The 22,051-nt window shown below is 71.4% G+C and carries 24 protein-coding genes; 15 read left to right on the top strand and 9 right to left on the bottom strand.

Annotated elements, in window-relative coordinates:
• Positions 1-24 precede the first annotated feature (24 nt).
• Both GA0070619_RS01545 and GA0070619_RS01540 read left to right on the top strand, forming a co-directional pair.
• The gene (locus tag GA0070619_RS01545; protein ID WP_088946397.1) at positions 25-564 is read left to right on the top strand and encodes a DUF1697 domain-containing protein; all 540 of its coding nucleotides are present in this window, start codon (positions 25-27) and stop codon (positions 562-564) included.
• Between the two features lie 70 nt (positions 565-634).
• Positions 635-1,585 carry an NADP-dependent oxidoreductase gene (locus tag GA0070619_RS01540; RefSeq protein ID WP_088946396.1) on the top strand — a complete coding sequence of 317 codons (951 nt, stop codon included), beginning with the start codon at positions 635-637 and terminating at the stop codon, positions 1,583-1,585.
• A gap of 48 nt (positions 1,586-1,633) precedes the next feature.
• Here GA0070619_RS01540 and GA0070619_RS01535 read toward each other — a convergent pair whose 3' ends face one another.
• A complete protein-coding gene (locus GA0070619_RS01535) occupies positions 1,634-2,611 on the bottom strand; it encodes an MBL fold metallo-hydrolase (RefSeq protein WP_088946395.1) in 978 nt (325 codons plus the stop codon).
• Between the two features lie 154 nt (positions 2,612-2,765).
• A complete protein-coding gene (locus GA0070619_RS01530; protein ID WP_088946394.1) occupies positions 2,766-3,680 on the bottom strand; it encodes a serine hydrolase in 915 nt (304 codons plus the stop codon).
• A gap of 51 nt (positions 3,681-3,731) precedes the next feature.
• Between GA0070619_RS01530 and GA0070619_RS01525 the strand changes: the two genes are divergently transcribed.
• Both GA0070619_RS01525 and GA0070619_RS01520 read left to right on the top strand, forming a co-directional pair.
• Positions 3,732-4,697 carry a LysR family transcriptional regulator gene (locus tag GA0070619_RS01525; protein WP_088946393.1) on the top strand — a complete coding sequence of 322 codons (966 nt, stop codon included), beginning with the start codon at positions 3,732-3,734 and terminating at the stop codon, positions 4,695-4,697.
• Between the two features lie 100 nt (positions 4,698-4,797).
• Positions 4,798-5,649 carry an aldo/keto reductase gene (locus tag GA0070619_RS01520; protein ID WP_088946392.1) on the top strand — a complete coding sequence of 284 codons (852 nt, stop codon included), beginning with the start codon at positions 4,798-4,800 and terminating at the stop codon, positions 5,647-5,649.
• Positions 5,650-5,763: 114 nt separating this feature from the next.
• Here GA0070619_RS01520 and GA0070619_RS01515 read toward each other — a convergent pair whose 3' ends face one another.
• A complete protein-coding gene (locus GA0070619_RS01515) occupies positions 5,764-6,048 on the bottom strand; it encodes an MmyB family transcriptional regulator (RefSeq protein WP_231927227.1) in 285 nt (94 codons plus the stop codon).
• Between the two features lie 14 nt (positions 6,049-6,062).
• Here GA0070619_RS01515 and GA0070619_RS01510 point away from each other — a divergent pair, with 14 nt between their 5' ends.
• On the top strand, positions 6,063-7,049 hold the full coding sequence (locus tag GA0070619_RS01510) for an aldo/keto reductase (RefSeq protein WP_088946391.1): 987 nt from the start codon (positions 6,063-6,065) through the stop codon (positions 7,047-7,049).
• 25 nt (positions 7,050-7,074) lie between these two features.
• Here GA0070619_RS01510 and GA0070619_RS01505 read toward each other — a convergent pair whose 3' ends face one another.
• Positions 7,075-7,590 carry a GNAT family N-acetyltransferase gene (locus GA0070619_RS01505; protein WP_088946390.1) on the bottom strand — a complete coding sequence of 172 codons (516 nt, stop codon included), beginning with the start codon at positions 7,588-7,590 and terminating at the stop codon, positions 7,075-7,077.
• Positions 7,591-7,734: 144 nt separating this feature from the next.
• Between GA0070619_RS01505 and GA0070619_RS01500 the strand changes: the two genes are divergently transcribed.
• Genes GA0070619_RS01500 through GA0070619_RS01490 form a run of 3 tightly spaced genes read left to right on the top strand, consistent with a single transcriptional unit; the run spans position 7,735 to position 10,184 of the window.
• Positions 7,735-8,289, top strand: coding sequence for an NADPH-dependent FMN reductase (locus GA0070619_RS01500; protein ID WP_172861946.1), 555 nt, complete (start codon positions 7,735-7,737; stop codon positions 8,287-8,289).
• A gap of 27 nt (positions 8,290-8,316) precedes the next feature.
• Positions 8,317-9,330 carry an ATP-binding cassette domain-containing protein gene (locus tag GA0070619_RS01495; protein WP_088946388.1) on the top strand — a complete coding sequence of 338 codons (1,014 nt, stop codon included), beginning with the start codon at positions 8,317-8,319 and terminating at the stop codon, positions 9,328-9,330.
• Entirely contained in the window at positions 9,327-10,184 is an 858-nt protein-coding gene (locus GA0070619_RS01490) for an ABC transporter permease (RefSeq protein WP_088946387.1), read from the top strand. Before GA0070619_RS01495 ends, GA0070619_RS01490 begins: the two co-directional genes overlap by 4 nt.
• A gap of 87 nt (positions 10,185-10,271) precedes the next feature.
• On the opposite strand, the gene GA0070619_RS01485 is transcribed toward GA0070619_RS01490, so the two are convergent.
• On the bottom strand, positions 10,272-11,177 hold the full coding sequence (locus GA0070619_RS01485) for an AraC family transcriptional regulator (RefSeq protein ID WP_088946386.1): 906 nt from the start codon (positions 11,175-11,177) through the stop codon (positions 10,272-10,274).
• 157 nt (positions 11,178-11,334) lie between these two features.
• Between GA0070619_RS01485 and GA0070619_RS01480 the strand changes: the two genes are divergently transcribed.
• Positions 11,335-11,640 carry a putative quinol monooxygenase gene (locus GA0070619_RS01480; protein WP_088946385.1) on the top strand — a complete coding sequence of 102 codons (306 nt, stop codon included), beginning with the start codon at positions 11,335-11,337 and terminating at the stop codon, positions 11,638-11,640.
• Between the two features lie 50 nt (positions 11,641-11,690).
• Positions 11,691-12,659, top strand: a complete 969-nt coding sequence (locus tag GA0070619_RS01475) for an alpha/beta hydrolase (RefSeq protein ID WP_088946384.1) — start codon at positions 11,691-11,693, stop codon at positions 12,657-12,659.
• Positions 12,660-12,709: 50 nt separating this feature from the next.
• On the opposite strand, the gene GA0070619_RS01470 is transcribed toward GA0070619_RS01475, so the two are convergent.
• Positions 12,710-16,078, bottom strand: coding sequence for an ATP-binding protein (locus GA0070619_RS01470; protein ID WP_088946383.1), 3,369 nt, complete (start codon positions 16,076-16,078; stop codon positions 12,710-12,712).
• A gap of 124 nt (positions 16,079-16,202) precedes the next feature.
• Between GA0070619_RS01470 and GA0070619_RS01465 the strand changes: the two genes are divergently transcribed.
• Together GA0070619_RS01465 and GA0070619_RS01460 are read left to right on the top strand one after the other, a co-directional pair.
• A complete protein-coding gene (locus GA0070619_RS01465) occupies positions 16,203-16,655 on the top strand; it encodes a helix-turn-helix domain-containing protein (RefSeq protein WP_088946382.1) in 453 nt (150 codons plus the stop codon).
• The gene (locus tag GA0070619_RS01460) at positions 16,648-17,016 is read left to right on the top strand and encodes a DUF4180 domain-containing protein (protein WP_088946381.1); all 369 of its coding nucleotides are present in this window, start codon (positions 16,648-16,650) and stop codon (positions 17,014-17,016) included. The genes GA0070619_RS01465 and GA0070619_RS01460 overlap by 8 nt, the downstream gene beginning before the upstream one ends.
• A gap of 4 nt (positions 17,017-17,020) precedes the next feature.
• On the opposite strand, the gene GA0070619_RS01455 is transcribed toward GA0070619_RS01460, so the two are convergent.
• Positions 17,021-17,656, bottom strand: coding sequence for an 8-oxoguanine DNA glycosylase OGG fold protein (locus GA0070619_RS01455; RefSeq protein ID WP_088946380.1), 636 nt, complete (start codon positions 17,654-17,656; stop codon positions 17,021-17,023).
• A gap of 190 nt (positions 17,657-17,846) precedes the next feature.
• Here GA0070619_RS01455 and GA0070619_RS01450 point away from each other — a divergent pair, with 190 nt between their 5' ends.
• Entirely contained in the window at positions 17,847-18,689 is an 843-nt protein-coding gene (locus tag GA0070619_RS01450) for a YwqG family protein (protein WP_157743874.1), read from the top strand.
• Between the two features lie 102 nt (positions 18,690-18,791).
• Positions 18,792-19,673: a fibronectin type III domain-containing protein gene (locus GA0070619_RS01445; protein WP_088946378.1), complete on the top strand. Its 882-nt coding sequence runs from the start codon at positions 18,792-18,794 to the stop codon at positions 19,671-19,673.
• 157 nt (positions 19,674-19,830) lie between these two features.
• Here the strand turns inward: GA0070619_RS01445 and GA0070619_RS01440 are convergent, their stop codons facing one another.
• Both GA0070619_RS01440 and GA0070619_RS01435 read right to left on the bottom strand, forming a co-directional pair.
• Positions 19,831-20,133, bottom strand: coding sequence for a PHP domain-containing protein (locus GA0070619_RS01440; protein ID WP_197699584.1), 303 nt, complete (start codon positions 20,131-20,133; stop codon positions 19,831-19,833).
• Positions 20,130-21,230, bottom strand: coding sequence for an FAD-binding oxidoreductase (locus GA0070619_RS01435; RefSeq protein WP_231927226.1), 1,101 nt, complete (start codon positions 21,228-21,230; stop codon positions 20,130-20,132). Before GA0070619_RS01435 ends, GA0070619_RS01440 begins: the two co-directional genes overlap by 4 nt.
• Positions 21,231-21,449: 219 nt before the next feature.
• On the opposite strand from GA0070619_RS01435, the gene GA0070619_RS01430 reads away from it, so the two are divergent.
• Positions 21,450-21,968, top strand: coding sequence for a flavoprotein (locus tag GA0070619_RS01430; protein ID WP_088946377.1), 519 nt, complete (start codon positions 21,450-21,452; stop codon positions 21,966-21,968).
• Positions 21,969-22,051 lie beyond the last annotated feature (83 nt).

The raw sequence follows: 22,051 nt of genomic DNA, 5'->3' as shown, positions 1-22,051 counted from the left end.
GGCCGCGAACCCCCAGGAGGAGCCATGACCCGGTACGTCGCCCTGCTGCGCGGGGTCAACGTCGGCACCACCAGGCTGGCGATGGCCGACCTGCGTCGGATCGTCACCGGCCTCGGGCACGAGGACGTCAAGACGTACCTGCAGAGCGGCAACGTGGCCTTCGGCAGCACCGTGCGCGACGCGGAGAAGCTGGCTGCCGGCATCGAGCGGGCCCTCGCCGACGAGCTGGCGTTGACGGTGCCGGTGCTGGTGCGCAGTGGCCGGGAACTGGCGGCGGTGGCCGGCGGCAACCCGTACGCCGACCGGGAGGACGACCCGACGAGGCTGCTGGTGGCCTTCCTCGCCACCCCGCCGAAGAAGTCCACGGTGGACGCGCTGACCGTGCCCGGTGGGGAGAACGTGTCGTTCACGGTGACCGGCCGGGAGGTCTTCCTGCACTTCGTCGACGGCGGTTACGGGCGGTCAAAGTTCACCAACGCGTACCTGGAGAAGAAGCTCGGCGTGGTGTCGACCAGCCGCAACTGGAAGTCGGTGCGGGCCCTGGCGGAGATGACCGCCGCCTGACCCCGGCGCGTCTGTCCGCGGGTCGGGTGAAAGAGCCGCCACCGGCGGGTTCGGCAGGCAGTCTGGGAGGATGCGCGCAATCCAGCAGGACCGCTACGGCGGGCCGGAGGTGCTCCGTCTCACCGAGGTGCCCGACCCGGAGCCGATCCCGACGGAGGTGCTCGTCCGCATCGTCGCCGCGGGCGTCAACCCGATCGACGGCAAGACCCGCTCCGGGGGCGGGTTCGCCCCGGTCGTCGGGCCGCCGCCGTTCATCCCCGGCTGGGACCTGTCCGGGGTGGTGGCTGAGACCGGGTACGGGGTGACCAGGTTCCGCCCCGGCGACGAGGTCTACGGCCTGGCGTTCTTTCCCCGCCGCGCGGGCACGTACGCCGAGTACATCAGCGTGCCGTCCCGGCAGCTGGCCCGGAAGCCGGCCACGGTCGGGCACGTCCCGGCCGCCGCCCTGCCGCTGGTCGGGCTGACGGCCTGGCAGCTCGTCGAGGCCGCCGACGTGCAGCCGGGCCAGCGGGTGCTCATCCACGCCGCGGCCGGCGGCGTCGGTCACCTCGCCGTGCAGATCGCGAAGGCCCGGGGCGCGTACGTCATCGGCACGGCTCGCACCGAGCGGCACGCGTTCCTGCGCGAGTTGGGCGCGGACGAGACAGTCGACTACACCACCATCCGCTTCGAGGACGCCGTCGACCAGGTCGACGTGGTGGTCGACCTGGTCGGCGGGGACACCCGGGTGCGTTCGTTGGATGTGCTTGGCCGCGGCGGGTTGCTGATCCCGGTGCCGCGCGGTGAGCCGGACCCGACCGGACCGGCGGCCAGGCGGGGCATCCGGGTGCTGCCGATCATCGTGGAGCCGGATCACGTCGGGCTGGCCGGGTTGGCCGCCATGGTCGACGCCGGCGCGCTGCGGGTCAGCGTCACGGCGACCCGGCCGCTGGCCGAGGCCGCCGACGTGCATCGGGCCATGGAGGCCGGTGGTGCGGTCGGCAAGACCGTCCTGGTCGTCGATCCCGCGCTGGCCGGCTGACCGGGTGGGGGTCGCGACGGCCAGGCCGCGACCGCCCACCCGGACCGGTCAGAAGTGGTACGCGGTCTCGTACTCGGGCACCAGCACCCGGCTGCGCGGCGAGATCCGGCGCACGGCCGCGATCATGTCGTTCAACCGGGTGCGGTCGGTCGGGGCGACCGGCGGCGGGTTCTGAAGCGCCGTCTCGAAGTTGTCGAAGTGCACCGGCACCACGACCTTCGGGTAGTCGAGGCCGGCCAGCAGACGCGGCAGGTAGTCGCCGGTGGTGGTGGCGTTCTGCAGGGCCACCATCGCCACGTCGGGCGACAGGCCGGTGAGGTTCCGCTCGGCGACGTCGCTGGCCCCGGTGAAGTACACCGACGGGCCGCCGTCGACCCGCAGCAGGTAGCCCAGCGTGTCGCCCTCCGGCAGGTCCGCGATGGTCGCCGGCTGCGCGGGCTGGCTCACCCGCACCCCCGGAAAGGCCAGGGAGTACGACGGGTTGCGGCTGTGCAGCGAGCCGACGACCTCGACGGTGTGGTCCCCGAAGTCCAGCACCTCCCCACCCTTGACCGGGCTGAGCTGCGTCGACGGCACCCCGTAGGCCAACCCCAGGTGGTACGCGGTCAGCGTGCCGAACACCCGCGCGCCGGTGCGCTTGGCGATGTGGGGCACGTCCATGAAGTGGTCCCAGTGGGTGTGCGTGACCAGCACCGTCGTGGCCTTCTCGACGCGCGGGTCGATCGCGTCGGCGCGCACTGTCAACGGGGTGTCGGTCCTGAACGCGCCGGTGAACAGCCCGGTGTCGATCCGGCTGAGGAACGGGTCGACGAGAACGGTGCGGTCAGCGATGTCGACGCGCCAGCCGGCTGTACCCCACCAGCGGAAGCTGACCGCGCCCCTGCGGCGGGCGGTCGGGGTGGGTGCGGCGGCCGGCGTCGCGGCGTGGACCGGGGTGGCGGCGCCGGCGGCGAGCCCGCCGGTGGTCACCAGGGCGGTGGTGGCGGCGGTGTCGCGCAGGAAACGTCGGCGGTCGAGACTGGGCATGCGGCTCTACTCCCCGTGGTCGGGCGGTTGGTCGACCACGAGCCAACCAGCGCCACCGGGCTCCGGTCCAAGATCGAAGACGACCGGCTCCGATACGTCAGCGGATATCGGGCCAGCTCAGGTGCGGCACGCCGAGGCTGCGGCGGGTGCGGAATCAGTCGCCGCGCAGCGCCTCGACTGCCGTCCGGGCGGCCTCCCCCATCGCCAGGTCCACGTCGATCCGCCGCGAGGCCAACCGGTCGGCACGGGCGAAGACGGCGATCGCGTACCGGCCGCCGTCGGGATATTCGGCAACCCCGGCCTCCAGGTGCAGACCGGGCAGGGTGCCGGTCTTTCCGGAGACCCGGACGCCCGGCGGGAACCCGGCGGCCAGCCGGGTCCAGAAGATCTGCCGGGCCATCCAGGTGCGGACCATCGCGCAGGCGGCAGGCGACCCGGCCTCGTCCCGCCAGATCAGCGTGAGCAACCGGGTGATCTCCCGGGCGGTGCTGGAGGTGGTGTGCTCGGGGTCGAAGACCCGCATCGCCCGGACCCGTTCCTCCGGCAACGTGGGGAAGATCCGGGCGAACTCCGCCTCCGTGCGTGCGCCCACGTCGGCGAGCATCAACTCGACCAGGTCCCGAGGGCCGCCGAGGACGCGGGTACGGCTCAGCCCCAGCTCGGCGGCGAGCATCGGCAGCAGGTCCGGGCCGACCCTGCGCAGCAGCAGGTCGGCGGCGGTGTTGTCGGTGACCGACATGGCGAAGTACGCGAGGTCGCGCAGCGACACCTCGGCGTCGTCGGTGCAGCCGGCCAGACCCCACCCACCGAGCCGGTCGTCGGCGGTGACCAGGACCCGTTCGGTCGGGTCCAGTTGACCGGCCTCGACCTGCCGGGCGAACTCCAGCACCAGCAGGACCTTGAAGATCGAGGCGATCACCACCTGGTCGTCGGCCCGCACCCCGATCTCCGGAACGCCGTCGGCGGTGCCGCCGGGGGTCGCGTCGGTGGCGTCCACGTCCACCACGTGCAGGCTGGCCGTCACCCCCACGGCGGCGAAGATGGCCTCGATACGCGCGCTGACGTCCACGCCAGCACGGTATCCAGCGGCCCTACGCCAGCGCTGGCGTAGGGTCCGGCCGTGGATCTGCTCCGGCACCTGCGGCACTTCGTGGTGGTCGCGCACGAGCTGCACTTCGGGCGGGCCGCGGAGCTGCTCGGGATGGCCCAGCCGCCCCTGAGCCAGTCCATCCAGCGGCTGGAACGGGAGCTGACCGTCGAGTTGTTCGACCGGTCCCGCCGCCAGGTACGCCTCACCACCGCCGGCGAGCTGCTGCTCGGCGAGGCGGAGGACCTGCTCGCCGGCGAGGGTCGGCTCCGCAACCTGATGGGGCAGGTCCGGGCCGGTGAGCTGGGCGTACTCCGGGCCGGGGTGCCACCGGAGACGCCCGCGGTGACGCTGCGCGCGCTGCTGGACGGGCTCACCACCCGGGCAGCCGGCCTGGACGTGGAGCTGCACGAGCTGACGACCGCCGAGCAGGTGCGGATGCTCGCCGAGCGGACCCTCGACGTGGGGCTCGTGCACCACCCGGTGGCGGCGGACGGGCTGCGCTTCGGCGCCCCGGTGGACGTACCCCTGGGGGTGTTGCTGCCCCGCACCTCGCCGCTGGCCCGCGACCGGGAGGTGGCACTCGCGTCGCTGGCCGGTCTGGATCTGGTGGCCGCGCCCCGGGCTACCGCTCCCGGCTGGCACGACCACCTGCTGGCGGTGTGCCGGCAGCAGGGTTGGCGACCTGCCCGGGTGCGCCCCGCCCGCAACCCGGAGTTCCTCTTCGGCCTGGTGCTGGCCGGCGGCGGTGTGGCCGTGGAACCGGCGACGGTGGCGCGACGGGAACCCCGCGTCGCCTGGCGACCGATCGCCGGCGCGCCGCTGGCCAAGCGGACGTCGGCGGCCTGGCCGGACCGGTCGGCGCACCCGGCGGCGTCGATGTTCGGGCAGCTCGCCGCCGAGGTGCTGGCCGACGCCGAGCCCGCGCCGCCCGCGCCGGCCGGAACCTCGCCGCCGGCGGCACGGCCCTGGCCTGTGCTCTTCGACACGACCGGGTGAACAGTCCCGGCGTTGCGCTCGTCACCTCGGTTTGGGCGGTGCACCGACCGCACACCCGGGTATGGATGACAGGCAACGAAGATGACGCGAAGGAGCCGCAGTGGCAATCACCATTCCCGACATCAGCCTGAACGACGGCACCACCATTCCGCAGCTCGGCTTCGGGGTGTTCCAGATCGAGCCGAAGGACACCGTCGCGGCGGTGACCACGGCCCTTGAGACGGGCTACCGGCACATCGACACCGCCGAGATGTACGGCAACGAGGCCGAGGTCGGCGAGGCGGTCCGGATGTCCGGCCTCGACCGGGGTTCGGTGTACGTGACCAGCAAGCTGAACAACGGCTTCCACCGCCCCGACGACGCCCGCAAGGCGTTCGACTCGACGCTCGCGGCGCTGAAGATGGACCACATCGACCTGTTCCTGATCCACTGGCCGTTGCCGACCCTGTACGACGGCGACTACGTCTCGACCTGGAAGGTGCTGGAGGAGTTCCAGCGCGACGGCCGCGCCCGCTCGATCGGCGTGTCGAACTTCCAGGTGGCGCACCTGGAGCGGCTGGCCGCCGAGGCGGACGTCGTGCCGGCGGTCAACCAGATCGAGGCGCACCCGTACTTCACCAACGACGAGGTCCGCGCCTACGGCCGCGAGCACAACATCCTCACCGAGGCGTGGTCGCCCATCGCGCAGGGCAAGGTGCTGGACGACCCGACGGTGGTCGACATCGCCGGTCAGCTCGACCGGACCCCGGCGCAGGTGGTGCTCCGCTGGCACGTGCAGCGTGGCGACATCATCTTCCCGAAGTCGACCACGCCGAAGCGGATCGAGGAGAACACCCGGATCTTCGACTTCGAGCTGGACGACACGGCGATGGAGCGGATCACCGCGCTGAACAAGGGCGAGGCCGGGCGGCAGGGCGCCAACCCGGACACCTTCGCCTACGTCCCCCGCTGACCTGAGGCCGCCGCTCGGCGGGCGGGTCTCCTGAATGCGTGATGCCTCAGAGTCATCTTGATGACCTGAGGCATCACTCTGTTCCCGGCGGATCAATCACGCTGTTCCCGGTGCTCAGGAGCCGACGCGCTCGGCGATCCGGCGGAACACCGCGTGGGTCGACGACCCGGGCTCGGGAACGTAGACGATCATGCGCTGGTCGGTCTCCGGCACCAGCAGGACGCGGCACTCGAACTCCAAGGGCCCCAGCTCGGGGTGCGGCACCCGTTTGACGACCGGTCGGCGTTCCTCGACGTCGTGCTCGGCCCAGAGCCGGGCGAACCGGGGTGAGGTCCCGCGCTTGACCTGGAGTGCGCTCCAGCCGGCAGGGTGACCCGTGCGCCCACCGGTAGGGCGCACGAGAGGAGATCCCCATGCGGTACCGCACGATCGGCGCTGACCCGGCGACCCGGCGCGAGGTCAGCGTGCTGAGCCTCGGCGCGATGCTCTTCGGCAGCGCCACCGACGAGGCCACCTCGTACGCGATCCTCGACCGGTACGTCGAGGCCGGTGGCACGTTCATCGACACGTCGGACAACTACGCGTTCTGGGTGGACGGCGGGCAGGGCGGGCAGAGCGAGGAACTGCTCGGCCGTTGGCGGCGCAGCCGGGGCGTCGGTGCCGAGATCGTCATCGCCACCAAGCTGGGCGCTCGACCGCTGGCCCCGGGGACCAGCTACCTGGACAACGCCGAGGGGCTTTCCGCCAAGGTGATCCGCGAGTCCGCGGAGCGCAGCCGGGAACGGCTCGGGGTGGAGCGACTGGACCTGCTCTACGCACACATCGAGGACCGGACCGTGCCGCTCCAGGAGACCGTGGAGGGCTTCGCCGAACTGGTCGCCGAGGGCACGGTGGGCCTGCTGGGCGCGAGCAACCACCGGGCCTGGCGGGTGGAGCGGGCCCGGGCGTTGGCCGCCGCCGCAGGCCTGCCGGGGTACGAGGTGCTCCAGTACCAGCGCAGTTACCTGCCGAACCGCACCGACCTGATCAGCGAGTTGGACCCGGACGGCGAGCCGGGTGGCGTCAGCGGTGACCTGCTCAGCTACCTGCGTGCCGAGCCCGACTTGACCCTGGTGGCGTACTCGCCGCTGCTCAAGGGGGCGTTCACCCGGGCGGACAAGCCGCTCAGCTCGGCGTACGACCTGCCGAGCGCGCCCCGGCGACTGGCCGCGCTGCGGGAGGTGGCCGGGCAGAGCGGCGCGACGGTCAACCAGGTGGTGCTCGCCTGGCTGCTGGGCGGTGAGCTGCCGTCCATCCCGCTGGTGGGCGCCTCGTCGGTGGCGCAACTGGAGGAGAGCCTGGCAGCGGTCGAGCTGGAGCTGACCGCCGAGCAACGGCACCGCCTCGACACCACCTGGTGACCGGTCACCGGCCGCCCCGCCGACCTCAGCTTGCGGTCGGTGGGGCGGTCAGGTCGAGCTGCCAGTCGTTGGCGCGCATCAGCTGCCCCGGCGGGTATTCGAAGTCCGTCTCGCCGAGCAGTGTGAAACCGGCCTTGCGGCAGACCGCGTTCGAGGCGGGATTGTCGACCGAGGGGTAGGCGTGGGCGTAGCGCCGGTCCTGCCGAGCGCGCAACACGTCGATGACCGCCCGCACCGCGACGGTCGCCAGCCCCTGCCCCCGGTGAGAGGGCAGCACCGCCCAGCCCAGCTCGTAGACCGGTCGGTCGTGCCAGTCGCGGCCCCAGTAGCCGACACTGCCGGCCCGCACGCCGTCCGGCAGCACCAGCGTGAACATCGCGCCCTGTCCGGTCCCGGCGAAGTGCACGTACCGGTCGTGCCGGGCGAGCACCTGCTCGTCGGTCTCCGGGCCGCCGGTGTGCTTGCGGGTGTCCGGTGAGTTGAGCTCCCGCAGCAGGTCGAGGTCGTCCTCGTCCCACGGTGCGATGCGTACCTGTGCCATGCCCACTCCCCTGTCCGTCGACCACAGTCAAGCCGACCCCACTGACATTCCGCCCCGAAACGCCGCCCGCTAGATCCGATCTAGCGGGCGGCGTGCTGCTTTCTCGCGCCGAAGAGGTGGAACCGACAACTCGGGAGGGGGATGATGACACCGCTCAGGATCGCCGTGATCATCGGCAGCACCCGGGAGGGGCGGGCCGGCGACCGGGTCACCAGCTGGTTCACCGAACAGGCCGCGCGGCACGACGACCTGGCGGTGACCGTCGTTGACCTGACCGAGTACGACTTCCCGGCCAGCTACCCCGCCGAACCGACCGCGTCGATCCGGGCGTTCGTCCGCGAGGTGGGTCGAGCGGACGCGTTCGTCGTGGTCACCCCCGAGTACAACCACAGCTTCCCCGCACCGCTGAAACAAGCCATCGACTACGCGTACGACGAGTGGCAGGCCAAACCGGTCGGTTTCGTGTCGTACGGCTGTCGGTCCACCGGCCGGTACGCGGTCGACCAGCTCCGCACCGTCTTCACGGCGCTGCACGCGATGACGGTGCGTGACGTCGTCGGGATCGACCTGCTCGGCGGCGAGCCGACACCGCAGTGCACCGACGAGCTACGCCGGGACGCCAGCGTCCTGCTCGACCAGCTCCGCTGGTGGGGTCTGGCCCTGCGCGACGCCCGGGCGGCTCGACCGTACGTCTCCTGAACACGTCCAACACGAAAGGTAAGGATCATGAGTAGACGCACCACCGGCCTGGCCATCGAGGCCGAGGGGCTCACCCGCTCGTTCGGGGACACCCGGGCTCTGGCCGGGATCGACCTTCAGGTGCCCGCCGGCACCGTCTACGGTCTGCTCGGCCCCAACGGGGCGGGCAAGACCACAGCGGTCCGGGTGCTCGCGACGTTGCTGCGCCCCGACGGCGGTTCGGCCCGGGTCTTCGGCCACGACGTGGTCACCGAGGCCGACAAGGTCCGGTCCCGGGTCAGCCTCACCGGCCAGTACGCCTCGGTCGACGAGGACCTGACCGGTACGGAGAATCTGGTGCTCCTCGCCCGCCTGCTCGGTCTGCGCAAGCCGGCCGCCCGGGAGCGCGCGGCGGCCCTGCTCGCCGCGTTCGGACTGACCGAGGCGAGCGACCGCCAGGTGAAGAAGTACTCGGGTGGGATGCGGCGGCGCATCGACATCGCCGCCAGCATCCTGAACACGCCCGACCTGCTCTTCCTCGACGAGCCGACGACCGGCCTCGACCCGCGCAGCCGCAACCAGGTGTGGGAGATCGTCCGGGCGGTGGTGTCGCACGGCACCACGGTGCTGCTGACCACCCAGTACCTCGACGAGGCCGACCAGCTCGCCGGTCGGATCGCGGTCGTCGACCACGGCCGGGTGATCGCGGAGGGCACCCCGGGTGAGTTGAAGTCGTCGATCGGCTCCGGCACCGTCCACCTGCGACTGCGCGATCCCGGCCAGCGGCCGGAGGCGGAGAGGGTGCTCCGGGAGGCGCTCGGCGTGCCGGTGCAGCTCGCCGCCGACCCGGTGGCGTTGACCGCCCGCGTCGGTGAGGCCGGCACCGACCTCGACGCCAGCGCCCAGGCCTCGCGCGCGCTCGGCGAGCTGGCCCGTGCCGGCATCGTCGTGGACAACTTCTCCCTTGGCCAGCCGAGCCTCGACGAGGTCTTCCTGGCCCTGACCGATCACCCCGCCGTGCCGGCCGGCGAGCCGGACAACGAGCTGGAGGCAGCCCGATGAGCGACACCACGACCACCACGACCGAACGGGCGCCGTCCGTCTACGTCCCGTCCGCCGACGCGCTGGCGACAGTGCTCGCGCCCGGCACCCGACCGCCCCGACCCAGCGCGCTGGGCGCGTCGCTCACCTTCGGCTGGCGGGCCATGCTGAAGATCAAACACGTGCCGGAGCAGCTCTTCGACGTCACCGCGTTCCCGATCATCATGGTGCTGATGTTCACGTACCTGTTCGGTGGCGCCCTCGCCGGCAGCCCGCGCGAGTATCTGCAGTTCTTCCTGCCCGGCATCATGGTGACCAGCGTCGTGATGATCACCATGTACACCGGCGTCGGCCTCAACACCGACATCGAGAAGGGCATCTTCGACCGGTTCCGGACACTGCCCGTCTGGCGTCCGTCCGCCCTGGTCGGCATGATCTTCGGCGACGTACTGCGCTACATCCTCGCCGCCCTGGTGATCCTGGGCCTGGGGCTGGCGCTCGGCTTCCGGCCCGCCGGCGGGGTCGTCGGCGTGGCCGTCGGGATCGGGTTGCTGGTGGTCTTCTCGTTCGCCTTCTCCTGGGTGTGGACGTTCTTCGGGCTGATCCTGCGCAGCGAGAAGTCGGTGATGGGCGTCAGCATGATGGTGCTGTTCCCGCTGACGTTCCTGAGCAACGTCTTCGTCGACCCGAGCACGATGCCCGGCTGGCTCCAGGCGTTCGTGAAGGTCAACCCGGTGACGCAGCTGGTCGCGGCTATCCGTGGGGCGATGAGCGGCGATTCGGACCCGTCGGCCACGATGTGGTTGCTGGTCTGGAGCGCCGGCTTCCTGGTCGTCTTCGGCACCCTGACCATGCACCGGTACAACCGCCGCTGACCCGGCCCCGACCCGTTCGACGGGCGCCGCCACGGCTGTGGCGGCGCCCGTCGGCTGTCGTCTGGGCGCCCAGGTGAACGCTGACGGTCAGACGACCGCCGGCACCTCGGCTCGGATGGTGCCCCGCAGGCGGGTGGCGTCCTGGCTGGGAGGCGCGCCGAACTGACGACGATATTCGCGGCTGAACTGTGACGGGCTCTCGTAGCCAACTCGGATGCCCACCCCGGTGACGTCGTTGGGGTGCGTGGCGAGCAGGAGCCGCGCCTCCTGCAGTCGGATCTGCTTCTGGAACTGGATCGGACTCATCGCGGTCACTGCCTGGAAGTTGCGATAGAACGCCGACACGCTCATTCCGGTCAGCCGTGCCAGATCCTCCACCCGGAACGGCTGCGCAAAGTGGTCGCGGATCCACCGGACCGCCCGGGCGATGTGACTGAGGCTGCTGTCGGCCAGACCGAGCTGCCGTACGGCCGCACCCTGCTCCCCGGTGAGCAGCCGCCACAGGATCTCCCGCTTGATCAGGGGCGCGAGCACCGTGACGTCCCTGGGTCGGTCCAGCAGGCGAAGCAGTCGGATCACCGCGTCGCCGAGCTCGTCGGGAGCGTCGCTGACCAGCAGCCCCGACGGCGTCGGCCCAGCCAGGGGCGGAAGGTCGCCGGGCGCCGCCTGCAGCAGCAGCTCCGCGACCATGGCCGGGTGTAGCACCAGCCCGAACCCCAGAGCCGGCGCGTCGGCGCTTGCCTGCGTGAAGCGGCCGGTGACCGGCAGGTCGACCGACGCGACAAGGTACTGGCCGGCGCGGTACTCGTACACGCGGTCGCCCAGCGCCATCTGTTTGGCGCCTTGAGCGATGAGTGCCAGCACGGTGCCCGACATCGACGTGGTCGGTGCCGTCTGCTGATCGACCCTTGAGATCAGCACCCCCTCGATGGTGGTGCTCATGTCCGGTCGCGCGTGCCGGGCCAGCAGTGCCCGCAGCTCGTCGAGGTCCACGACCCGATTGAAACACAGGACCGATCCTCGCCACAACGAGAGGATCAGGCAAGTGTTAGCGAGCATCCTTCTAACGTTTCTGCTGGTAAATGCGCTTCCATAGGAGTGTCAGTTTCCCAAAGAGCGCAGCGCAGCTCGACGATTAGGAGTATCCACGATGTCTGTCCACCACGGGTTCCAGGCCACCATGACCGCTCAGCCGGGCAAGGCGGACGAGCTGATCCAGTTGTTGCTGGACGCACCGTCCCTGCCGCACGACGACTGCGTGGTCTTCCTGGTGTCCCGCTCGGCGTCCGACCGCGACGTCGTCCACGTCATCGAAGGCTGGACCAGCGCCGAGGCGCACAGCGCGTTCTTCGCCGGCGAGCAGGCGCAGGCCCTCGTCGCGAAGCTTCAGCCGCTGCTGGCCGGCGACTCGGCGTACACCGACGCGGTGCCGGTCGGCGGCAAGGCGACCTTCTGAACCGGCGACCGCACCGATCAGCCCTGACCGTGTCAGCGAAAGGATCCGCGATGAACCTCCCCCGACCCGGCATCGACCCCGAGTTGCTCGTACCCCTGGCCGAACTGCCGCCGATGCCACCCCTCGGCCCCGAGGTGATCGAGCAGCTGCGCCACTTCCCCCAACCGTCGATCGACAGCCAACTGGAAGGCCGTGCGGTCGAGCGGCGCGAGGTCACCGTTCCCGCCAGTGACGGGACGCCGATCCCGCTGTCCATCCTCAGCCCCACCGATCGCGCCGCCGGCGCTCCCTGCGTCTACTGGATCCACGGCGGCGGAATGATGTGGGGCGACCGCTTCTCGAACATCGATGTCCCGCTGGAATGGCTCGACCGGTTCGGCGCCGTCGTGATCACTGTGGACTACCGGCTGGCGCCGGAGGCAACCGGTACGACGCTGGTCGACGACTGCTACCAGGGCCTGCTCTGGGTCGCCGAGAACGCCGTGGACCTCGGCATCGACCCGGCTCGCATCGTCGTGGCCGGCGCCAGCGCCGGGGGTGGCCTGGCGGCAGGAGTCACGCTGATGGCTCGCGACCGCAACACCCCGACCATCGCCGCGCAGTTGCTGTCGTGCCCCATGCTCGATCACCGCAACGACACCACCTCCAGCCGTCAGTACAGCGGGCTGGACGGCGTGTGGACCCGGGAGATGAACGAGTTCGGGTGGCGCAGCGTCCTCGGCGGGCACACCGACCAGAACGTCTCCGCGTACGTCTCACCCGCGCTGGCGGACGACCTGTCCGGTCTGCCGACCACCTACATCGACGCCGGGACCGCCGAGGTCTTTCGCGACGAGGACGTCAGCTACGCGACCCGGATCTGGGCCGCCGGTGGCCAGGCCGAGTTGCACCTGTGGGCCGGGGGCTTCCACGGATTCTCGGCGCTGTTCCCCGAGGTCCGCGTGTCGGCCGCGGCACGGCGCGCCCAGACCGACTGGCTCGCCCGGGTCCTGGACCCCAGCCCCGACCTCAAGGACTGAGCCGCGGGGCCCGTGGTCGGCGCTGACCAACCGACGCGCCGACCATGGGTTCAGAGCCGCCAGCGCACCGGCTCGGGCGGCAGGTAACGGCAGGTGCTGCCGGTCGAGACGGCCTCGCGCAGGTGGCCGGCGAGGGCCGGGTGCCGCTCGTCGAGCTTGCGCAGTGAGTCCCTGATTCGCGCGGTCACCGTCTTACGGGCCCGCTCGGCCTCGTCACCCAGGCGGCGGCTCCGACCGGCCAGCCCCGCCGCGGCACGTAGCTCGTCGAGCAACGCACCCCGCTCGGCGTCCAACGCGGCCACCTTCCGGTCGTCGTCGCGGGCGGCGGCCCGGTCGATCTCCTCGTCGAGGCGTGCCAGGTGCCGCCGGTAGCGGGCCTTCGCCTCGTCGTCGAGGACCGGGTCGGCGCCCATCCGCCGGGCGGCGACCAGCTCCGGCCCGGCAGCCGGGTCGAGCAGCTCCACTGCGGGCACGTCGCTGCCCGGTCGGCTGAGCAGCAGGTGCAGGTCGTGCAGACCCTTGGCGTCGGGCAGATGCACCACGACACCGGCGTACGCGAGTTGCCAGACCGGCCCGTCGCGCCGAAACTCGTACCCCTCGCCGGCTGGGGCGACCGCCGTGGCCTGACCGGGCGCGAAAGCCTGGCCTGGCCCGGCGTTGGCCGGCCCGACACCCTGGCCCGCCGCCGTAAGCTGGCCTGGCCCGGCGGCGGCCGGCGCGACGGCTTGGCCCGGCGCAACGGCCTGGCCCGGCGCGACGGCCTGGCGTGCGGTGGCGGTCTGCTCGGCCGCTTCGGTGGGGGTCGGTTCGGCGAGCCGGTGCAGCACCTGCGTCATGCCCAGAGCCGTTGCCTGTTGGACGGTGGTGGCGCGCAGCGCGGCGAGTGTCGCGGCGTCGCCCGGGTGGCCCCGGCCGGCGAGGGCGTCCACGAGGCCGGCACGGGCGATGAGCGACCAGGTACGGGCACCCAGCCGGTCGGCGGACTCACGGGCAGCGGTGAAGCCGGCGATGGCGTCGTCCCAGCGTTGCTGGGCGGCGTCGATCATTGCCAGCCAGTGGTCGACCGGGCCGCTGACGTCGCAGCCGAAGAGCGCCACCATCCACTCTCCCCGGTGCGGGGCGAGTGCGGCCCGTGCGGCGTCACAGCGCTGCGGGTCGGCGGACGCGGCGGCGGCCTGCGCGCGTAACCGTAGCCAGATCGGCGACACCGGGCGCGGATAGCGGATGGCGGCGTCCTCGATGCCGGCGGTCAGCCGGACCGCCGTCTCGCCGTCGCCCCGCTCCGCGGCCGTGATCGCCCGCAGCAACTCCTGGTAGGGGTAGTCGATCGGGGCCAGCGCGTCCAGCAGGGTGTCGGCCTCGGCGAACCGACCCTGGAGCAGCAGCCGGGACCAGCGCAGGTGATGGCCCATGAACCCGAACTCGGCATGGCCCGGGTCGGAGAAGTCGCTGAGGACGGTGAACCGCTCGTCGGCCTCGGCGAAGTCACCCCGGAAAGCCGCGATGATCCCGCTGTCGATGGCCGCCGAAATCTGGTGCCGGCTGAGGTCGCCGTGCCGGTCCGCGCCGACGAAGGTGGTGAGCTCTTCGTTGAAGTGCGGGTCGCCCAACTCCAGTAGCGCCACCCAGCGCAGCGAGGTGGCCCACAGCTCGGTCTCCCGGTCTCCCGTGCGGCGGGCCACGTCCCGGATCTCGGCGGTCAGCGCGGCGCGGGCCGCCGCGGTGCCCAATCCCCAGGTGGTGTCGTGGCGAGCCCAGAGGCTGAACGTCAAAGCCTCGTCGTCCTGCCCTCGCCGGGCGATCGTCTCAGTGGCGGTGATCAGGTCGGCGACCAGCGCGCCGACCGACGCGTCGGCGTCCGGTTCGCCGATCAGCTTCCGGTACGCGTCGCGCACCAGTTCCGCCGCGTCGATCGGCTGAATGGCCTCCACCTGGCGGGCCCGGTTCACGATGAGGGCGACGCGGGCCAGCAGCACCGGGTCGTCGAGTGTGCGAGCCAACGCCCCGGCCTCGGCGAGCAGTGCGGCGGACTCCTCCCGGCCGGCGTGGTGATATTGCGCCTCGCCGAACTCGATGAGGATCCGTACGCGTTGCTCCCGGTCCTCGACGACCTCCAGCGCCCGGCGGAAGTGCACCGCCGCCTCGTCGGCTGCCAGCCGGACGAACGCGTCCCGCCCGGCGGCGACCAGCAGCGTGGCCACCCGCGCGCGGTCGAGTGCGGGGCCGGCCAGGTAGGCGTGGCGGGCGAGGTCGGCCGGGACCAGCTGATCGGTGAGCTCCCGCAGGTCGTCGACCGCCCGGACGACCGCGCCGTGCCGCGCCTGCCGCTCGTCGGGGGACAGCCCGTCGTAGATGGTCTCCCGGACCAGGTCATGGGCAAAGACGAACCGGCCGCCGCCCCTGGCGACCACCAGCCGGGCGGTCACCGCACGGTCGAGCAGCCGGTCGGCCTGCGCCACCGGGGCGGCGCCGCAGGCCGCCAGGACCTGGCGGTGGAACTCGCGCCCCAGCACGGCCGCGACGGTGAGCGCCTCGACCACGGCCGGCGGCAACTGGGCCAGGCGGCGGCGCACCGCTTCCCGTACGCCGGGTGCGATCGTGCCGGCCGCGTCGTCGGCGTGCCATAGCCGGGCGGTCTGCTCGATGAAGAACGGGTTGCCACCGGTGCGCCGGTGCACCTCGTCGACGAGGTCGGCGTCGGGTTCCCGCCCGGCGGTGCGTGCCATCAGCGCGGCCACCTCGTCGCGGGCGAGGCCGGTGAGGGTGATCGTGGTGGCCTTCGTGACCAGCGGCATCAGCAGGGGGCGCAGCGGGTGTTCGCCCGACTCGACCTCGGCGTCGCGGTAGGTGCCGACCAGCAGCAACCGCTCGAACCAGGTGTGCTGGGCGGCGAAGCTCAGCAACCGCAGTGAGGCCGGGTCGGCCCAGTGCAGGTCGTCGAGGACGACCACGACCGGCCGCTGCTGGGAGACCGCGACCAGCGCGGCGGTCACCGCGTCGTACAGCGCGAACTCTTCCTGGTCGGCGCTGTCCGTGTCGACGCCGGCCCAGCTGGTGAGCCGGTCGGCCTGCTGCTTGCTGGGGTCGGCCTCGCCGAGCAGTGCCGCGAGGGCCGGCTCGGCGTCCGGCCGTGCCACCGCCCAGTCGTCGGCGGAGCGCCGCAGGCCGCGCAGCACCTGCACCCACGGCCAGTAGCCGGGGGCGCTGTCGGAATCCCAGCAGGCGGCGCCGAGCACCAGCGCGCCGCGTTGCCGGGCCTCCCGGGCGGCCGACGTCACAAGGGTCGTCTTGCCGATGCCCGGCTCACCGGTGACCAGGACCAGACCGCCGTGGCTGGTGGCGGCGCGGTCAAATTCGGCGCGCAGCAGACCTGCGGGGTGATCCCGCCCGATGATGGCGTCGCCGCGCCGCGCGTCCATGGTTTCCAGACGGTACTGGAACCGTCCGACAGCGCGAGCGAGTTAGCCGGCCGACCCTCTTTCTTGATCTTGAAAGCGCACCCACCTGTTCCTAACCTTCCCTATCTGAGTAAGATGGGGAACGATGACGGAAGACATGTACTCAGTTGAGCAGGTCGCCGACCGGCTTGGGCTGCACGTGCGGACGGTGCGCAGCTATATCCGCTCGGGCCGGCTGCGCGCGGTGCGGATCGGCAAGCAGTACCGGATCGCCGCCAGTGATCTCGACGCGCTGACCGGTCAGGCCCCGGTCGCGCCCAGCGTCGCCCGGCAGGCGGAGGTGTCGAGCATCGTCCAGATCGACGGCGTCGACAGAACCGCCGCCGACCGGCTCGGCACGCTCGTGCTCACCAGCGCCAACACCGGCCACGACCAGGCCAACCCGCTGCGGGTGCAGACGGTGTACGACGAGCAACGCCACCGCATGAAGATCATCGTCCTGGGTGACCCGGCCTCCACCGCCGAGTTGCTGCACCTGCTCGACGCCGTGCTCAACGCCGACAACGGCCTGCTCGACCGGGAGGTCAACGATGCCTGACGAGATCCAGGAACGCGCCGGAGTGCCGGTGCTGGTCTGTGACCCCAACGGCCCGCCGCTGACCACCGAGCAGGACGCGCTGGACCTGATCGGGGCGGCGTTCCTCGGCGCCCAGGTGGTCGCCGTGCCGGCCACCCGACTCGACGCACGCTTCTTCTCGCTGGGCACCCGCTTCGCCGGCGACGTGATGCAGAAGTTCGTCAACTACCGGCTGCGGCTGGCCGTCGTCGGCGACATCTCGGCGCAGCTCGCGGAGAGTTCCGCGTTGCGCGCCCTGGTGCACGAGTCGAACCAGGGTGGACACATCTGGTTTCTCCCCGACCTCGACGCGCTCGACGCCCGCCTCCGCGCGGCGCGATAGCCCATCACCCGCCGCCGGCAACCGTCATCTCCACCTCGTCCGCCTCGACCGCCCTCACCTGGGCCTGCTCGGCCGCCCACCGCAGGTAGGCCAGCCACTCCTCGGACGACCAGCCGTTGCGCCGGCCGACACCCGCCTCGGCGGGGAGCAGGCCGGCCACGACACGGTCCAGGATCAGGGGCTGCACGCCGCCCACCCCACGCCGGTAGCCGATGAAGTAGAGGACCTTCGTGAACAGGCCCGGCCCCAACCAGGGCAGGCGAGCATGGTCGGGGTCGCCGAAGCGGCGGTACGCCGTGCACAGCGCGTCCTCGTCGGGCGTTGGCGTGGACAGCTCTTCCAGCGCGTACGCCAGGCGTTTGCCCTCCGGGTCGGCGTCGAGCGACCTGGTGGCGCGCCACGGGCCGTACCCGATGGGTCCGTAAGCCCAGACCAGCACGGCGGTCAGCAGTTGCCGTGGGCTCGCGGAGCCGGCCCGGTACGCCTCGGCGACCGCGAAGACGTCGCGCCGCCCGATCTCCCCGCTCGCCGGCAGGGGGTCGGGCCACGCGTCCGGTGGTAGCCCCGCCCGCCACCTGTCCATGTTGACTCTGACCGGAGCCCGCTCCCCCGGTAACACCACACCCTCGGCCGCCTGCATGGTCGCCTCCCCAGATCGCGCGCTCGCGGAACTCCGTGGTTCGGACGCTATGGTCGGGCGCTCCCGCATACCGCCCGCCGACGGCAAATCGCGGTATCGACTGCATGGTGCCTGCCTACTGGGCCGCCAACAGCGACACCGCATCGCTGCGGGATCGAGAAACGTCGCACGGTTGATCTACGGTGCTCCCGTGCTTCCCCGAAACGTGAAAATCATCGATCAGGTCCGCGCCGAGGCGCTCCGCCGCGGCATCCCCGCCGCCGACGTGGAGCGCTGGCTGGAGCTCGCCCGCCCGTCCGCCTTCCTGACACAGGGGGGTGACGGGCCCGCCGTGGGCGCCATCCGTGGACCCTTGATGCTTCCGGCCGACGCCCAGGACCCCGAGTATCCCTTGATCGCCACCATCGACTGCGCTGCCCTTCCGGCAGACGTGACCGACCTTCCACTACCGTCCGACGGCCAACTGCTGCTGTTCGGCTGGCCCGAGGAAAGCGGCTGGGGCGAGGTCAGGTACGTGCCGGCAGGCGTGGCGGTCGAGGAGCGAGAGCAGTATCCGCCTGGCTTCCCTCCAGACGACGAGGAGTGCGCCGAGGTCTATTACTTGATCGGGCAGGGCGATCTGCACCTCACTGTCGACATCTCGCTGCCCTACGTCAAGACGATCCCGGGGCCCCCGTACTCTCCGCCACTGCCGGGAGATCCCCCGTTCGAAGAGCTGACCGAGGTGTGGAAGGAAGTCCTGGATAAGGCGCCGGACGGCCCGTTCTCCCCTGGAGGCTGGACGTCGCCGCTGCTGTTGGGCGGCTACGGCACTGAATGCAACGGTTTCAACCCCGCGTGGTTGGCGGCGTCCGACCAGGACGGGTCGGTGCGAGGGGTTGATGGGCCACCCGACCATGGTGACTGGGTTGTGCTGGCCGAGTTCCACGGCGGCAGACAAGGCGGCGCGAGCATCCACTGGGTGATCCAGCGTGCCGACCTGAAGGAACGACGCTTCGACCAGGCCAGTGTCCTCGTCTACTGGAATCCGTGAGGCCGGACGAGCACTGACGGAACAGGTGATTCGGCGGGCGCTCAGCCACCAGCCAGTGGGATCATTCATCGACGCTGATGAGTGTCACCTACGATTCGTGTCATGAGTGCCCGCCGTGTCGCCGCCGTCGTCGCCCTCGCCGCGCTGGCGAGCCTGCTCGCCGTCAACGCCGCGAGCGCGGACGGCCCGGCCATCAGCACCCCCGGCAACCCGGTGGTGGTAGCCAACGAGCCGCACCAGCTCACCCTCAGTTGGGCGCCCTCGACCTGGATCGGCGATCCGGCGGCGGAGCAGCCGATCAACTACGAGGTGCAGGCACCGCTGGGCCCCAACACGTACCGCTGGCTCGGCACCACGCTCGACACCACCATCACGCTGACCGATCTCGCACCCGGCACGACGTACCGGATCGCGATTGCCGCCCGCGCGCTCGGCGGCTATTCCGACAGCTCGCCCGGCATCACCGTGCGCACCGCCAGCGGCCGCGCGACGGTCAGCTACCTCAACCTGGACTGGTCCCCGACGAACAACCAGATCCAGCACCTCCTCAAGGTCACCAACACCGGCACCGGGCCGCTCGACCTGAGCGCGGTGAGGGTGCGCTACCACCTGCGCTTCGAGGGCGGCAACACCTCACTGGTGCCGAACTGCGACTGGGCCGCACTGGGCTGCGACCGGATCCGGCAGACCGTGCAGTTCTTCATCCCGCCGGGCGGGCCGTCCGCGTTGTCGACGCCGGCGCCAGGCAACCCGATCCCGGGCACCACGACCCCCGGCTGGGTGGAGCTGACCTTCACCGGCGGGATGCTCGAACCTGGCGCGTCGACCGGGCCGATCCAGCTACGGCACCACCGGCACAGTTGGAGTGACATCGAAGAACGCGACGACCCGAGCTGGCTCGCCGCCACCAGCCAGTGGACCGAGAACGACAAGATCACGCTGGACGTCGACGGGGTACGCGAGTTCGGCGACCTCTCCTCCTGACCGCGTCCGGCGACCGGCGAGAGCGGTGCCCGGCCGGCGATGCCCTGACGAGCGGTATACCTGTGAGTCATATTTATGCCTCACAGGTATCAACCACTTCGAGCAAGGTGCCACCACAAGCTCCCCGAGCCGCTGCCGCGCTGCCGTATCCAGCAGGTCACGCATCCGCGATGTCCGGCTCGGCGATCGTGAGCGTGGAGCGGGAGCGCCCGTGCGCGAGCCTGGCCCACTGGGTGTGCCAGGTGCGCAACGCGTCTTTGATGCGGTGGTTCTCAGCTCGGACGAGGTCGAGTTGGCGGCCCTGTTCGTGCAGCTCGTGAGCGAGGCGACAGAGCAGCGCCTGCACGTGCTCCGGCTGATAGCCACGGCGGCCGAACCGGGTGCGGGGCAGGTCCAGCGCGGCGATCCGGTCGGGGGTCAGCGGCCCGGTCAGGGTGTGTCGACTGCGGTAGACCGTCATCGCGTCACGGGCAGGTGGATGCGCGCGGCGGGGACACCGAGGGCGAGCAGTCGTGACCGGGCACCGGCCAGCATCGTGGGTGGGCCGCAGAGGTAGATCTCCTGGCCGGGCCGGTGGTGGTCGAGGGCGACAGTCAGGGCCTCACCCCGTTCGGCGGGTTCGGCGCAGGGGTCGTCGGAGAAGGCCGGCACGATGGTCAGCCAGTCGTGGGCGCATTGCAGCTTGTCGAGGCTGACCGAGTCGTACAGGTCGGTGAACGTGCGCGCGCCGACGACCAGCGTCACCCGCCGGCCGTCCGGTGCGGCGGCGACCTGCTCGACCAGGGAGCGCAGCGGCGCCAGGCCAGTGCCACCGGCGACGAGCAGCAGATCGTTCGTGCACGCCGGGTCGAGGCGCAGACCGGTGTCGACGGGTGGGCCGAGCCAGAGCAGCTCGCCGGGGCGTACCTCATGGACCAGGCGGTGGGAGACGGTGCCGGCGGGTACGGCGCGGACGTGCAGCTCGACGGTGCCGTCGGCGCGTGGGGCGTTGGCCGGCGAGAGCCAGCGCCAGTGCCCCGGCAGGCGCGGCGTGCAGACCGGCACGGCCTGACCTGGTTGGAAGGGCAGTCGCCGCCAGGGACGTACCGTCAGGATGGCGATGTCGGGCGACGGCCGGTCGTGGCCGATCACCTGGACGTGCCGCCAGGCCCGGCCGTCGCCGGCCTGCGCGGCGGCGCGCCGCACGGCGTGCGTGGCGCGGCACAGGGCGCGCTCCGCGGCCAGGGCGAGCTGCGGCGTCCACAGTGGTCGGGCGTGGCGGGCCACGGTGGCGAGCAACGCGTCGCCGATGGTGGTGGCGTGCGGGAGCAGGTCGAAATGACGGTACGCGCGGCCGAGCACCAGAAGCAGCGCCGCCCGGCTCGCCGGGTCGTCCCCGCCGACCATGAGGCGGCCCAGCGCGGTGAAGAACAGTGGCGCGTCGCGGTGTGGGAGCAGGCCGGGTCGGCGGTCTTCGAGTGTGCACCAGAAGTCGCCGGCGGCCCGCACGTCGACCGACGCCCAGGCGGCGGCCAGGCTCACGCGAGCCGGAGGGTCGTCGTCAATCAGGGTGGGCATGCCGGCTCCGAAACGTTGACGGATCGAGAGGCACCGGGGCGGGCGGGACGCGGCTGCGCCGTTGAGGGCCGGCGCAACTCCGAAACCAGCACCCGCCCCGGGCCATGGGTCGACTCTCGCGCTTGACCAGGCAATACGGCATGTCACAGTGATCGTCGACGGCATGCGCGGCCCGTATGCGGTCAACCAGGCGCCACCCTGGTCGGGCAGACTGCGGGCATGATGGAACACCCGGTGCTGTATCTGGTCGTCTGCGCCGCGGGTCCGGCGGAATACATCGACGAGCTGGTCGATGTGCTGATCGCCGACGGGTGGCGGGTGTGCATGATCGTCAGTCCTACCGCCGCTCCGTGGCTCGACCGGGAGGCGTTGCAGGACAAGACCGGCCATCTCGTACGCGTGGAGTGGCGCATGCCCGGCGACCCTGAGCCGCACCCGCCGGCCGATGTGGTGGTGGCCGCCCCGCTCACGTTCAACACAGTGACGAAGTGGGCGCTGGGCATCAACGACACCCTGGCGCTCGGGGTCCTCAACGAGTCGCTGGGCGCAGGACTGCCGATCCTTGCCTTCCCACACGTCAAGGCGGAGTTGGACGCCCATCCGGCGTACGCCGGTCACCTGGCGGTGCTGCGCGCTGCCGGCGTTGTCGTCGCCAAGGGGAAGGTGCTCAATCCGACGGACGAGAAGGATCGTTGGGCCATGGTCATCGAGGCGCTGCGGTTGCTTCGCCCAGTCTGAGCATCTGCTCCCTTGTTCGGCAGTCCTTGAGATATGCGTCGTGCGTATACCAGCGCTCCACGCAGCGTGTTCAATGGATACGC

Source organism: Micromonospora zamorensis, assembly GCF_900090275.1.
Classification (GTDB): domain Bacteria; phylum Actinomycetota; class Actinomycetes; order Mycobacteriales; family Micromonosporaceae; genus Micromonospora; species Micromonospora zamorensis.
Note: the sequence above shows the minus strand (reverse complement) of the source record. Positions and strands in the feature narration are given on the sequence as shown.